The sequence below is a fragment of the Halorussus halophilus genome, assembly GCF_008831545.1.
GTDB lineage: Archaea > Halobacteriota > Halobacteria > Halobacteriales > Haladaptataceae > Halorussus > Halorussus halophilus.
The window spans coordinates 3,069,538-3,084,642 of sequence record NZ_CP044523.1; the positions used below are offsets into that span (position 1 = coordinate 3,069,538).

The following is a 15,105-nucleotide window of genomic DNA, read 5'->3' on the forward strand; positions in this document are numbered from 1 at the left end:
AAACACATACATAAGGAGAGTGATAAAATTTGAATCAGATGACTCGCTTCGGGAAGACGCTGGCACTCGAATCGAGCGGTGACCTCGAAGTGAACGAGTTGAACACCATCCGATGGGTCCGCGGCCACGAGGCGGTCGTACAGGACCTGAAAGTGACGCTGGCGACGATACAGGGCGAGGACCCGTTCGACCCGGAACACGGCCTCGACATGTTCGCCGCCACGGGAACCAGCGAACCGAGACTGAAACTCGAAGTCGTACAGGCACTCGACCGCGACGACCGGGTGAAAAAGGTAGACGAAGTGGTCATCGACCGCGACGATAGCCGACGAGCGTCGGTGCAGGTGACGGTGACGCTCGTAGACGACAGCCAACACACGTTCGAGGTGACACAATGAGTTACGGAGTTCAAGACGACGGAACGTTCGAGCGAAAGCACATCGACGACATCCAGGACAGCCTGATGGACAAGATTCAGCAGGAGGCCGGGGAGGACATCGACTTGAAACAGTCCTCGCCGCTCAAGCAACTGCTGGACACGGTCGCAATCGAAGTCGCCGGTCTCTGGGAGGCCGCAGAAGAGAACTACTATGCGACCTACTACGAGGACGCGTTCGGCACGCAACTCGACAAACTCCTGTCGCTGGCGGGGATGTCCCGCATCCCGCGCCGCTCGGCGACCGGCGAAGTGGAGTTCCGCACCGAGAACCCAAACGACACGGACAAGACCGTCTCGAAGGGCCGCGAGGTGACGACGCGCAAGACCGACGAGAAGCCCGCCATCCCGTTCAAGACGGTCGAAGAAGCGGTGCTGCCCGCGGGCGAGACGAGCGTCACCGTGGCCGTCGAGGGCAAGAAACCCTGGGAGACGAACGTAGACGAGAAGTGGCTCGGCGAGGAGACGAACCTGGCGGCCAACACCCTCACCGAACTCAAAGAACCGCTCTCGGGCATCGATTCCGTGACGAACCCCCAACCGACTGGCGACACCGCTATCGGGTTCGTGGAGGGCCGCGACCGCGAGTCGGACGCCGAGTTCAAACTCCGGTACGAGAACACCTTCGCGAAGTCCGGCGACGCGACGATGGACGCGGTCCGGTCGGAGATATTCAACGCCTCCGCTGACATCGTGAACGTCTACATGGAGGAAAACGTCACGCTGAACGACAACACGGGGTCGGGCGGTCTCCCCGCTAAGTCGTTCCGCGCGACAGTGCTGGGCGGGTCGCCCGACGAAATCGCGCAAGCGATTCTCGACTCCCGACCCGCGGGCATCCAGTCGTACGGCGACGAGTCCGGCACTGCCGAGACGACTGACGGCATCACGAAGACCGAGAACTTCCAGCGGGCGACCCAGACGGACGTCTACGCCGACATCGACGTGACGACGACGAACACCTTCCCCAGCGACGGCGCGACGAAAATCAAGGACAACGTCGTCCACTACGTCGGCGGCGAAGACACCGCGGGACTGGAGTTCTCCGGCACGGAAATCGGCGAGAACGTCATCTACGACCAAGTGTTCGCGGCCGTGATGGACGTGACCGGCGTCCAAGAGGTAGACATCGCGCTCGGCGAACAAGGCGACCTCGACGGCTCGAACGTCCAAGTCGGCGAGACGAGCGTCGCCCGAACCGACCTCGATTGGCTCGACGTGGTGGTGAACTAGCGTGGCCGAGACGGAATCCGAGACGAACCCCGAACTACTGGGTGAGTTGGAGGACGAGTCGTTCGAGCGTCTCAGTCGGACGCTCAAGAGTCCGTACCCCGACGACGAGGGGACGTTCTGGCACGACCTACTCCAGACGATTGCGAGCGAAGTCGGCGAGTTGGGCGAGAAGAACCACGAGACACTCGACTCGAAGGTCATCGACGACGCGACCGGCGCGCAACTCGACAAACTCGGCGAATTAGTTCAGACGACGCGCCACAGCGGTGAGTCAGACGACCACTACCGCGGTCGGCTCAAGGTGCAACTTCGGCGCTTCCTGAGCGGGGCGACTATCGAACAGATACAGGAGACCGCCGCAATCCTGCTCAACGTCAACTCCGACCGAATCGCCATCGAAGAGGAGTTCGACGTCGAACCCGGCCGGTTCACGGTCAAGTTTTGGCAGAGCGACCTCGAAGCGGCGGGCGTCACCGACTCGGAGTTCCGCTCGTTCGTGGACCAAGTGCGGAGCGCTGGCGTTCGGTCGGTCGTGCAGGTGCGCGGGACGTTCATCCACCGGACGGTAGACGACTACGAGAACGGTAGCAACGACCCCGGGAAGGGGTACTACGACCCGGACGATGGGGTCGAGAACGGCACCTACGCCGGAATTCTGTAACCATGCAAACCGAAGAACTCGAACACGCAGACAGCGACCGGACCGAACCAGACGAGCGAACGGAATCGAGCGACGGAATCGAGTCGAACGAGCGAATCGACTCGAACGAGCGAATCGAACCGACTGACGGCGACGGGGGGTTTGCATCGCCCGAAGGTGACGAGTCGCCGACCGAACCCGGCGACTCGTTCGACCCCCAATCAGAGGGGAAAGCAGAGGCGAAACGAATCCTCACTGCGGTCGAGGGCGACACCGAGGCCGCTCGCGCTGAGACGGCGCTCGCTCGCAAGCGCGAGTCCGTCGAGCAGTTGAACCAGCAGTTGGCCGAGACTCAACGACGGCGGCGCGAGACGAACGACCGAATCAACGCGCTCGAATACACCGCCGAGCGAATCGCGTCGGCCGACGACGACCAACTCGTCATGCAGCACCTCGAAGGCGGGATTTCGACGAGCGTCCCTGCCGACGAGCGAGAAGACGTTCGCGAGCAACTCGGCGAGCGCGTTCGGCGACTCGAACAGCGACTGGAAGGTATCGACGGGCGCGTCGAAGGACTCGAACGCGCCATCGAGAAAGACCGCATCGCACTCGAACACCTGCGGAACCACCGTGACTTGGTGAGCGACCAATGACGAACGCAATCACGACCAACTCCTACATCTGGACGGACAGTGGCACGAAACCGACGAAGGGCGACGAGACCTACGAGCGGGGCAAACAACCCGTCGCGGCCTACGACAACTGGTCGATGTGGGCTGTCACGAAGGACATCGACGCGCTCAACCAGACGCTCGGCGACCACGCCGAATTCCACGAGGCGGGCGGACAGGCCGAACTCGACCTCGACGGCCTCGGCGTCGGTCGCAACCCCGCCGACACGATAACCGAGTCATCGACGCCCCAGTCGTTCACGTTCACGGCGTCGTCCCAGCGCGACATCCACACGAAGACCGACGTGCTGGTGTCGAACGGCACCTCGTCCTCGGCGACCGAGGACGTGACCGTCGAGTTGTACCGCGGAAGCGACGCCAGCGGCACGCTCGTCATCGAAGAGACCAAGAGCGTGACCGTGGCCAGCGGCGGGTCGAAGACGCCGACGTTCCTCGACACGGACAAACAACTCGACGACGACAGCTACTACGTCGAAATCACGCAGTCGGGGAGCGCCCTCTCTATCGACCAGACCGACGAGTACACGCTCGGCGGCCGCTACGTCACGAAGGAGTCCTCGACGGGCGACCTCCAGTTCGAAGACCACTACGGGGACGTGTACGCCGAGCGCCACGCGGTCGATGGTCACTGGACGACGTTCCCGGCGTTCGGCACGAACGTGGACCTCAAGTACAACTCGCTGGACAGAGTCGCCGACGTGAACGCCGACGACGTTCGCGCTCGCCACGACGACTTCCACGTCCGAACGAGCGGCAGCGGAAGCGGACAGGTCAAGTTGTACGACGAGTCCGCCGGACAGGACATCGCTCGCGCACACGAGGGCGGCGAACTCGAAGTACCGAACGGCGCGCTGTCGGTCGGCGACGACCTCCAGACGACCGGCGGAGCGACCATCTGGGACGCTTCGGCCGGACACGTCCCACAGGGTCGCCTCGAAAACGACGCCATCGACGTGAGCTACGACGGCAACCTCTCCGGAGAAGCGTCGGTCGCACTCGGCGGCACCCTGAACCTCTCGGTGGACGACGACTTCGTGAAGAACTCCGGAGACACGATGGCAGGGAACCTCGACATGGGTGGCAACGACCTCGAAGACGGCGGCACCACGGTCTGGGACACCTCGGCCGGACACGTCCCACAGGGTCGCCTCGAAAACGATTCCCTCACCGTCTCCGCGGGCGACGGTCTCAAGGGCGGTGGCCAGACGGCACTCGGTGGTTCGACCACGCTGAACGTCGAACCGGCGAACTTCGCGGGCGCAGGTCTCACCGACGACGGGAGCGACAACCTCGCGCTGTCGAACGACAGCGTGACCATCTCCGCGGGGAACGGCCTCTCCGGAGGTGGGTCGGTGGCGCTCGGCGGCTCTGTCAACCTCTCGGTCGAGGCCGCCCACGTCGAGAAGTCGGGCGACTCGATGAGCGGCGACCTCGACATGGGGTCGAACGCCACGCAGTACGGCGACTTCGAAGTCCGAGCGAACAGTTCGACGAACGCACTCGAATTCAACTACACCGGGTAGATGTCGCTCAGAGCAGCGTGGCCGTTCGACGGAACGTTGGCCGACGCCACCGGTAACGGCAACGACGGGGAGGGGGCTGTCAGTTACGCGAACGGCAAATGGGGCCGCGCGTTGGTCGGCGACGGTTCGACCGTCTCGGTTCCGGTGTCTTCGTCCATCGAAGACGTGTTCAGCGGCGAGGAGTTCACCGTCTCGGTCTGGTGGAAACAGACCAGTCACACCGACGGCGACGACTGGGCCGACATCCTCCGGTACTTCGATACCGACGGGAACAGGCGACGGCTCGAACGCGGCAACGCCGACAACAGCGCCACCGCGGACTTCTGGTGCAACTTCGCCGACGCGAGCAACCAGGTTTCGACGGACTCGTTCGGCGTCGGGAGCGACGAGTGGTTCCACCTCGTGATACGGCGCACGCCGACCGAACAGAGCGCGTGGGCGAACGGGTCGAAGATTCTCTCCGAGTCGGTGTCGGGGTCGGTCACGCCCATCGACGCGGGCACCGACCTCGCCATCAATCCGCACGACTGCGGCGGCGACATCGGCGAGATACGACTCTACGACCGTGCGCTGTCGGAGGTGGAGATTCGACAGGTGAGTCGCGGCCTCGTGGGCCACTGGAAACTCAACGGCACGGCCACGGACAGTTCGGTCTACGACAACGACGGCACCGCAAGCGGCGCGAAGACGACGGCCGACACCGCGCTCACGCGACGGTGCTACACGTTCGACGGGAACGACGACCACGTCGAAGTCCCCTACGACGACTCGCTGGACGTCCGTGAAGCAGTGACGATTAGCGCGTGGGTCCGGTCGGACATCGACCCCGACCAGACCGCGGACAACGACTGGCGAGGAATCTGTAGTCGCTCGGGGTCGCCGTACCGACTCCTCTTGGAAGAGGGCGGCACGTTCTCTGGGAGCGTCTACGTCGGCGGCAACCGACTGAAGACCGACGCACCCGACAGCGAGTTCGCCGTCGGCGAGTGGCACCACGTCGCGTTCACTCACGTCGGAGCGACCGGCGAGGCGAAACTCTACGTCGATGGCGAACTCGCCACCTCGAAGACGTTCTCCACGACGGGGAGTTTCGACACTAACGCGAGCGACTGGTACATTTCCGAGGACGGCACGCACTGGTCCGGCGAAATCAGCGACGTGCGACTGTACGCGACCGAACTCTCCGCCGAGGCGATAGGCCAACTGGCCGAAAATCGCGCGACGCTGGACGACCGGGGGAGCCTGCACGCCCACGAGTTCGTCGAGCATCCGATTCGACGTGGTGCCGACGGTGCGCGCTACGTCTCGGTCGGCGACACCGCCGAACTGGCCGCACTTCGAGACGGCACCGACGTCTACGTAGACGGCGCGAAGCAGACGACGCTGACCGCACAGGAGACCGTCTCACTGTCCGTCAGTGACGGCGACGTGATTTCGGCTGACGAACCGCTCTACTCGGGCGACTACAGAGCAGGCGTACCACTCGGCTGGCGCGGCACGCAGTTCGCGTGGCGAAACGACCGCCACGGGCCGATTACGCTTCACCTCTACGCGACGCACGCCGACGCGACCGTAGACGTGTACAAGGTGGCTTCGGACCCGTACGCGCCCGACGCGACGACGACCGTCCCGGCTCAGACGCACGTGACCGTTTCGACCACCGACGACGACGACCAATGGATAATCGAGAGTGACGAACCCGTCGTCGCCTTCGCGGAACCGAGCGGCGACTACCGACCGCTCTATCCCGCGACGGCCGAACTCACGGGGGTTCCCGGTGGCGGGATGAACGTCGTGGCGCTCGAAGACGGCACGTTGGTGACGGCGTACGCGTCGGACGGCACGTCGAGTTCGAACACGCTGAGTCGCGGCGACCACTGGTCGCCGTACTCGAACAGCCAGTACGACGGCGTCGCCGTGAATCTCGTCGCCGACGGGCCGATTACCTGCGACACGCAGGGTGACGGTGACGGCGGCGACATGACGACGTTCTTCGACCGGCGTGGGTTCGCCACCGAGTACGTCCTCCCGGTTCGCGCGGAGTTCGTCACGCTCGCCGGACTGGAAGCAGGCGCGACCGTCGAGGTGTACGACCCGTCGGGGTCGAGCATCGACACCCAGACGGTCAGCGGCGGGTCTGCCGCGAACGCGCCGACCTACTGCCAGATAGATGAGGGAGACGTTTCGTACACGCTCGCCGCGGGAACGAAGTTCGTCTGCTCGGCCCCCCAATGGGCGATGTTCGAGAACTACAGCAACGACGACGAGACGACGTTCTTCGGGGCGTCGTCGGCCGACGGCTACGCTGGGCCGACACGACTGCCGACGGAGACGGGCGTCGTGGAAGCCGCGGCGTTCGACGAGACGAACCTCTCCCTCTCGACGGGGTTGGCCCGCGACGAGGGCGGCGTGTTCGGCCTCGGAGGTGAACTGAATGAGTACTGAAATCGTAGCAAAGGAGGAGTTGGCGTGACGCTCGTCGCACAGTGGACGTTCGACGGCGACTTGAAAGACCGGTCGGGGTCCGACCACGACCTCTCGGGGTCGGTTGCCTACACCGAGGGGAAGACAGGACAAGCACTGGTCAGTGCAGGCAACGCACTCGACGTGCCGCTCACGAGCGAGATGGAAGGTGTCTTCTCGGGCACCGAACTGACCGTCGCGGTTCGCATTCGCATCGACAGTTCGAGCAAGCAGTGGGCGGACATCCTCCGGTACGACGACCCGAAAGGATGGGAGCGCCGCCTCGAACGCGGTAACGCCGACTCGAATACTGGCCGTGCGGACTACTGGTGTAACTTCGGTCTCACGGACACGAACACGACGCTGTCGAACCACGACATCGGCCCCGCCGACGAGTGGTACACGCTCGTAATCCGCCGCCAACCGGACAACGTCGGCGTCTGGGTCGATGGCACCGAAATCGACACTGCCAACGTCTCGAACCCGATTCCACAGATTTCCGGCGGCCTGCAGATCGACCAGAACGACAGCGACACGGCAATCGACGAGTTGCGACTGTACGACCACGCCGTCTCCGACGGCGAGATTCGGCGCTTCGCCCGTGACGAAGTGGGGCGCTGGAAGTGCAGCGACCTCGTCGAACCCATCGACAACATCTACGATTCAGAGAACCTCGGCCCGCAGTGGAACATGGTGACCCACGGTAACGGGAGCGGAACCATCAGCGTCACCGACGACCCCGCCGCGCCTAGCGCACCCGAGAGTACGACCAAACTCGTCATGGAGAAGACGACGACGGGGGACGACTCGGGGACGAGCGAGGACGACAAAATCTGGCACGGCGACCACAAGAACGGCGCGGACAGCGTCGTCGCCTCGGCGGGCGACACGTTCACGTTCTCGGGGTGGTACCGACTGACCGACTCGTCGGGAGACCCGCGAGGACTCTCCTGTCAGCTCTATGCGACTAACGAATCGTGGAACGAGTACGGGGACGGGACCGGACTTTCGCTCGAAGCAGACGCCACGTGGCACCGATTCGAGACGACGGTCGAGTTGACGACCGACAAGGAAGTCACTCCGTCGTGGCAGTGGGGCTACGACTACGGTCCCCAGACGCTGGAGCTGTGCGGGTTGCAGGTCCAGTACGGCACCGCGCCGTCCGACGAGTTCGTGCAGGGCAAAGGCTCTCGGCCCGGACTCGCGCCGGATAGCACCGGTCACGGCTACGACGGTGACGCTTCCGGCGTCTCCCAAGCAGACGGGAGTATCCTCGGGACGACCTGTGCGTCGTTCGACGGCACGAACGACCGCATCACCCTGCCGAACCTCGGTCTCTCTGGCGACCGGTCGCTCACGCTCTCGGCGTGGCTCCGAGTCGATTCGGACGCCGACGATTCGAACAACGTCTTCGGCTTCGGCGGCAAGGACGGGAGCGACACGTTCTCGCTACGGACGAACGGCGACGGTGGGTTCAAGTTCTACTTCTGGGGCGACGACCTGAACGTGAGTACGTCGAACTACTACGGGTCGTGGCACCACGTCGTCGCGCGATACGACGCCGACACCGGCGAGCGAACGGTGTTCCTGGACGACCAGCAGGTGGGTACGGACTCGCCTGCAACCCCTTCGTTCGCGGACGCGGACTACCGAATCGGTGGGTTCAACGACGAGTACTTCGCGGGAGAACTCGCCGACGTTCGCCTGTACGCCAGCGCGCTCTCGGCGAGTGAAATCGAGCATCTCTACCGGAACCGCGCCAGCCTCGACCACAACGGGACGCTCCACGCCCACGAGTTCGTGGAGTACGACGAGCGACTGATGATAGACGACGAGACGTTCGCCTGCAGCCAGCAGGAGTACGGGTCGCTCGCAACAGTCACCCCACTCGACACCGACCTGAGCGACTGGGCCGAGAGTGACGACACGCTCGGCAGTATCGCAGTGGTCGGCGAAGCCGAAGTGACCGACACGACGTACGTGCCGAAAACCTTCGAGTTCACCAAAGACAACAACGATAGAGGCTTCAAAGTGGCGTGGTCGGCAGGCGTCGTCTCGCCCGACGGCTGGCAGACCGGGTGGAACGAGTTCTACGTCCCCGTCGATAGCGACGAGTACGTCAGCGCGTCGAGCACGCCATGGGACGACATGGACCGACTGCAACTGTACCGGACGGGACCGACTACGGGCGACACGAACCAGACGATTCGGCTCCGCGACCTCCGACTCGTGAAGACGCCCGACGCCGCCGACTCCGGAGCGTTCGACGTAGGGGAAGACGGCGTCATTTCGGCCGTCGAGTTCGACGAGGAGACGGCACTCGACGGAGCGACGGTCGCGGAAGACGCGCCGACGCGGCTGTCTGTCGGCCGATTGGACGAGCGATAACACTACTTCCTGCCGACGTTCGCTCCGACGGCGTTCGCTTCGGCTTCGCCTCTCACGACCACTGCCGTATCGCCACCGAATCAACGCATGCAGCCAGTAGCACCGAATTCGAACGACGCGACCAACCACGACATCACAACGACGAACTACACATGCCCGACGCAACGCTCAGAAAGCGAGGCTACCTTCGCTGTCCGACCACGGACGGCGCGTCAACGCCCTCGACCGCGACGCTGACTCCATCGACGTTCACCGTGATGGTTCGGTGTCGAATCACCGGCGGTCAGGGGAACTGGCGCGGCGTCGTCCAGAAACGAAACGGCTCGAACCAAACCGGCTGGAACCTCTACGCATCGGAGAACGACACGTGGTCGTTCTGGCTCGGTTCCGATAGCGGGTGGCTCACCGCTGGCGGCGGAAACGTCGTCGTCAACCAATGGGTGACCGTCACCGGCATCTGGGACGGGACCGAGCAACGACTGTACGTCGATGGCGACGAACTGGTGGGTCGCGCCGAGAGCGGCGTTCAACCGACCTGTTCGACGGATTTCGGCGTCTGGAACCACGGAGGTGCCGGTTCGACTCCAAGCGGCGACGTGGCGTGGGTCGCGTTCTGGAACCGCGGCCTCTCCCAGCAGGAAGTTCGGCACACCCAGTACGGCCCCGGCGGCGGCGAAGCCGACCTCGCGGGCTACTGGCAGTTCAACGGCCCCGGCGACACCTCGGTATCCGACCTCAGCGGAAACGGACACGAGATGACGGTTCGGGGCGACGCTTCGGTGAAAGAGCGTCCCGGGAGCGACCTCCTACTGACCGGCGAGTTGCAAGAAGTCGAGACTGACGCGACGGGGTTCGCCGTCGCGCCCGGTACGAAGAACTGGGTGGAAAACGCCTCGTTCGAAGACGACTCGGCAGTGTGGTCGTGGAACGCGACGACTGGAACCGGCCCCGAGGTCGCAAGCGGCGGTGTCTACGGCGACCAGTGTTTGCTGATGCACGACGACGACGGCGAGTGGGTCGGCGCGTCCCAGACGCTCGGCTACGTCGGCGGCGAGTTCGCAGTCGGCGACGAACTGACGCTGAGCTACTGGTGCAAATCTCCGGACGGGAAGCGCGCCGTCTGTGGAATCTACAACCCGACGGACCAGACGTGGGTCGGCAAGGACAGCGTCGATGCGAACGCGGACGGGTCGTGGACGCGTGGCCAGTACACCTACACCGTCTCGTCGGACGACAGCGGCGACGAACTCAAGGTATATCTCTACGGTCACTACGGCGGGACCGGCGACATCTACTACGACGCGGTGCAGGTCGAGAAGCGAGCGAGCGCCACGCCGTTCGCGGACGGCGACGTGGCGGGTATTCGCGGCATCGCAAACGGTTTCACGGAATTTTGCGCGACGGAGATGCAGGTCTCGCCCAGAACCGAGAGCTACCTCTCGAACGGTCTGATGGCCGACGGCGACCGGCCGCAACCCGAAGGTGGGCACACCAACCCGTCGTACTTCGAGGTAATCGAGGAACCCACGGCGGGCAACCCGCTTAAGACGGACTACGTTCTGCACTTCGGTCCGACCTCCGGAGAAACGTGCGAGTACGAATTTGACGTGGATCCGAGCGAGGACCAGCCTGCGGGCACCTACACCCTCGGTGCGTGGGTCTACGCAACCGGCGACTGGGACGGCGACGAACAACTGTTCCACAGTCGGTGGTACGACCCCAGCGGCACCGAACTCGGGACCACAAACGGCGGGTTTCCGAGCGAACGCGACACGTGGCAGTACGTGACCAAGTCGTTCGACACCGGGACGAGCGCGGTCAGCAAGTTCCGGTGGTACTGCGGCTATCCCCAGCAGTCCACGACCGGCGACGTGTACGTGACTGGGTTCCAACTGTACGAAGGCGACCAGCGAGTGCCGTACGGCGACGGAGCGCTCGCTCTCGGTGGCCGATTGCTAGAAGACGTGACTCTCTGAGAGCCATGGTACGATTCAGTACGGACACACAGGAGACGACGATGCATAGTGACCCGAACGCGACCCAGCCAACGCCTCGCGCCACGGCCGAGTTCTTCCACGACCGGCAGGGACGACTGTTCGCGCGCAACCGAGCGATTCGGTCGCTCTCGGGACGATTCGGCGTGGACGCGACGACCGCGAGCGACCTGCTCGCGGGACTGACCGGCGACCGGGTAGACCCCGTCGTCGCGGTACAGACGCCCGACGAGACGTTCGTCGGGGTTCTCGACTACTGGGAAGGCAACGGCTGGTACGGTTACACCGATTACCACGACCTGCGTGGGCCGAGCAAACGCGGCGTCTGCGCACAGTGCGTCCACGAGGCGACGACTGACGAGGAAGTGTACACCACGACGGTCGAACCCGATGAGTCGTGGACGGCACTCGAAGCAGGCCTCCGGCGGCACTTCGAGCGAGCGCATCCGACCGTCGATTCGGGAGCAGTGACCGTCGAAACGGGCGCAATCCTGCGCTCGCGGACGACTGTCGGCGGCAACCGCGTCTGGCACACCGGCAACGACGGCGCAGGGAGCGGTTTCGACGCACCGACCGTCGATAGTCTCGACGGCGCGACGCTGAACCGACGGCAGGACAGCGGCGTGGACCGCCACCTCGACCTGAATCGACTCGGACTCAAACTCTGGTACCGGTTCGACCTCGGGTCCGGCGGAAGCCTGAGCGACCACTCACAACACGGCGCGACCGGCGACATCATCGGCCCGTCGTGGACCAGTGGTCGCATCCGAAACGCGCTCTCGTTCGACGGGGGTAGCGACCGCGTGGCCGTCAACGACGGACTGGTCTACACCCAGAGCGGGGAACTCGACGAGTTCACAGTCATGTGCTGGATGCAGACGACCAGCACGGCCGAGATGTCGCTCGTCTCGTGGGACCGAAGCGAGTACTACCGCTTCGGGATGGACAATGGCGGACCGATGCTAAAGTTGACGCGAGAGGGTGACTCGACGTACGACCACACTCCCGGCGGGTCTATCGCGGACGGGTCGTGGCACCACGTCGCCGCGCGGTACGACCACGAGACCGGCAACTCCACGCTGTACGTCGATGGCTCGCAGTTCGCACAGACGGCAGCGTTCGGTGACGGGAACTCCATCGGGACAGGGACCAACCGGTACGGGTTCGTCGGTTGTGGCTCCGAGGCCACCTACCAAGACGACGATAAGACGAGCAACTACTTCGACGGCAAGATAGACGAAGTGCGAGTCTACCACCGGGCGCTCTCGCAGGGCGACATACAGGACATCTACGACGGGGTGGCCTGATGGACGAGACGCACCTGCGAAGCGCCGCCGAGTTCTTCCACGACAGGGAAGGGACGTTCTTCCCGCGAGACGACGCAATCGGGCGACTCACGAAGCACCTCGACGTGGACGCGACGACTGCCAGTGCGCTCCTCGCCGGCCTGACCGGCGACCGAGTGGACCCGGTGGTCGCACTGCGGGCACCCCGTAATACCTACGTCGGCGTCATCGACTACGTGGAAGGCGACGATTGGTACGGTTACACCGACTACCACGACCTGCGCGGCCGACACCGCGTCGGCGTCTGCGCCCAGTGCGTTCACGAGGCGACGGCAGACGGCGACGTGTTCCGAACGACGACCAACGAAGACAGTTGGAACAGCCTTCGAACGGACCTCCAAAAACATCGCCAGCAGGCCCATCCCGAAATCGACCCGACTGCAGTCGCCGTCGAGACGGGCGCAGTGCTGCGCTCGCGGACGACCGTCGGCGGCAACCGCGTCTGGCACACCGGCAACGACGGCGCAGGCAGTTGCTTCGACGCGAACGAACTCGACGGCGTGTCTGGTGGAACGCTGAATCGCCGCGCGGACAGCGGCGTAGAGCGCCATCTCGACGTGAACCGACTGGGACTCGAACTGTGGTATCCGTTCGAGCGAGGAACCGGCAACACGGCCGCCGACTACGACACCGTTGGCGGAACGAACTCCGGGACTATTTCGGGCGCGTCGTGGACGAGCGACGCCAAGACCAGCGAGTACGCGCTCTCGTTCGACGGCGCAGACGACAGCGTCGCGTTAAGCCAGAGCTTCCCGAACCTCGAACAGTACACGCTCACGGCGTGGATTCGGACGACGGACGCGGCGAACGGGACGTTCCAGACCATCTTCACGCTCCAGACGAACAACGGAATTCACCCCGGCGTCGATGGACGGAACAACAGCGACCAAGGGAAACTCCGGTACTATCACGACGGGTCCGAACACAACGAACCGGTCTCGTCGGGAACGTGGCATCACTTCGCCCAAGCGTGGGACAGCACCACAGTCTATTGCTATCTCGACGGGGTGGAAGTGGCGACGTTCGCTACCTCCGGTAATTCTGCCGACAGTCAGAACACCGACGCTATCGGCGGGCGGGCCGACGGTGACTTTCCGTTCTATGGCGAAATCGACGACGCTCGAATCTACCGACGGAAACTCACTCGAAGCGAGATACAGGACATCTACGCCGGAGTATCCTGATTCGACCACGAAAACTGGTATTATACCGACAACTCCTATCGGTGTAATACGGTGATACGTGGGCGCGATTGCGCCTTCGACTCTAGCGACGAGTCCACCGACTTCACGAACGAAAGAGTGGCAAAGATGAACAAGACCCTACTCCGAGACGCGGCCGAGTACTTTCACGACCGGGAGGGCCGACTGCTCCAGCGCGAAGACGCGGTAGCGGCCCTCGCGCAAGCAATCGACGTGGACGGACCCACGGCAGGCCACCTCGTCGCCGGACTGACCGGCGACCGAGTGGACCCCGTCGTCGCAGTGCGAACCGTCCGCGAGACGTTCGTGGGCGTCCTCGACTTCGTGGAAGGCGACGGCTGGTACGGGTTCCTCGACTACCACGACTATCACGGTCGCCATCGCGTCGGCGTCTGCGCCCAGTGCGTCCACGAGGTGACTACCGACGACGACGTGTTCCGAACGACGACCGCCGAGGAGTCGTGGATGCCCGTCTCCGAAGACATCGAACGACACTACGAACAGACACACTCGACCGTGAACCCGGACTCCGTCGCCGTCGAGACCGGCGCGATTCTGCGCTCGCGGACGACCGCGGGCGGCAAGCGCGTCTGGCACACCGGCAACGACGGCACGGCCAGTGGTTTCGACGCCAGAACCGTGGACGGGAAGACGCGGACCGACCTCGCCCGTGGCCAGTTGCTCTACCAGTGGTACGACACCAGCAGTCGCCACAGTAGCAACAGTCATCCGACGACGAAGTCGGGACTGGACGCGTACTTCGACCTCGACTCGTCGGGCGTCTCTGCAGGTGGCCTCGGCACGCATCCGGGGTCGCTCAACTGGGCTACGAGTAGCGACTACCCCGACAGAAAACCGCCGTACTTGCCGGGCGACGGCTACGCGTGGGAAGCCTTCGGCGAGATTTGGATTCCCGAAGCGGGCGACTACACGTTCGGCCTAGACGCAGACGACGCGACTGACCTCTCGATAGACGGGTCGGTCGTCGTCGGTTGGTACGACGGCCACGGTACCGATGGCAACTACGGGCACAACGGAACGGTCACGCTCTCGCGAGGGTGGCACTCGTTCCGCGCCCGCTACGAGGAAGGCACCGGCGGCGACGGCATCTCCGTCGCGTGGAAACAACCGGGTGACAGTTCCTATTCGGTCATCCCCGGCACGCAGTTCAGAATCGAACCAACGTAA

Annotated in this window: 11 protein-coding genes; all 11 read left to right on the forward strand. The window is 64.2% G+C overall.

The window, feature by feature from the left end:
- Positions 1 to 38 precede the first annotated feature (38 nt).
- Positions 39 to 398, forward strand: a complete 360-nt coding sequence (locus F7R90_RS15250) for a GPW/gp25 family protein (RefSeq protein ID WP_158058260.1) — start codon at positions 39 to 41, stop codon at positions 396 to 398.
- Positions 395 to 1,669, forward strand: coding sequence for a baseplate J/gp47 family protein (locus F7R90_RS15255; protein WP_158058261.1), 1,275 nt, complete (start codon positions 395 to 397; stop codon positions 1,667 to 1,669). The genes F7R90_RS15250 and F7R90_RS15255 overlap by 4 nt, the downstream gene beginning before the upstream one ends.
- Position 1,670: 1 nt before the next feature.
- A complete protein-coding gene (locus tag F7R90_RS15260) occupies positions 1,671 to 2,330 on the forward strand; it encodes a hypothetical protein (protein WP_158058262.1) in 660 nt (219 codons plus the stop codon).
- A gap of 2 nt (positions 2,331 to 2,332) precedes the next feature.
- Entirely contained in the window at positions 2,333 to 2,962 is a 630-nt protein-coding gene (locus F7R90_RS15265) for a hypothetical protein (RefSeq protein ID WP_158058263.1), read from the forward strand.
- Complete coding sequence (locus F7R90_RS15270) at positions 2,959 to 4,524, forward strand: hypothetical protein (RefSeq protein ID WP_158058264.1); 1,566 nt, start codon at positions 2,959 to 2,961, stop codon at positions 4,522 to 4,524. Before F7R90_RS15265 ends, F7R90_RS15270 begins: the two co-directional genes overlap by 4 nt.
- On the forward strand, positions 4,525 to 6,969 hold the full coding sequence (locus tag F7R90_RS15275; protein ID WP_158058265.1) for a LamG domain-containing protein: 2,445 nt from the start codon (positions 4,525 to 4,527) through the stop codon (positions 6,967 to 6,969). It abuts the gene before it with no gap.
- Between the two features lie 24 nt (positions 6,970 to 6,993).
- Positions 6,994 to 9,375, forward strand: a complete 2,382-nt coding sequence (locus F7R90_RS15280) for a LamG domain-containing protein (protein ID WP_158058266.1) — start codon at positions 6,994 to 6,996, stop codon at positions 9,373 to 9,375.
- Positions 9,376 to 9,527: 152 nt separating this feature from the next.
- On the forward strand, positions 9,528 to 11,351 hold the full coding sequence (locus F7R90_RS15285; RefSeq protein WP_192498335.1) for a LamG domain-containing protein: 1,824 nt from the start codon (positions 9,528 to 9,530) through the stop codon (positions 11,349 to 11,351).
- Positions 11,352 to 11,356: 5 nt separating this feature from the next.
- Positions 11,357 to 12,676: a LamG domain-containing protein gene (locus F7R90_RS15290; protein WP_158058268.1), complete on the forward strand. Its 1,320-nt coding sequence runs from the start codon at positions 11,357 to 11,359 to the stop codon at positions 12,674 to 12,676.
- Positions 12,676 to 13,899, forward strand: coding sequence for a LamG domain-containing protein (locus F7R90_RS15295; RefSeq protein WP_158058269.1), 1,224 nt, complete (start codon positions 12,676 to 12,678; stop codon positions 13,897 to 13,899). The genes F7R90_RS15290 and F7R90_RS15295 overlap by 1 nt, the downstream gene beginning before the upstream one ends.
- A gap of 126 nt (positions 13,900 to 14,025) precedes the next feature.
- Entirely contained in the window at positions 14,026 to 15,105 is a 1,080-nt protein-coding gene (locus F7R90_RS15300) for a PA14 domain-containing protein (protein ID WP_158058270.1), read from the forward strand.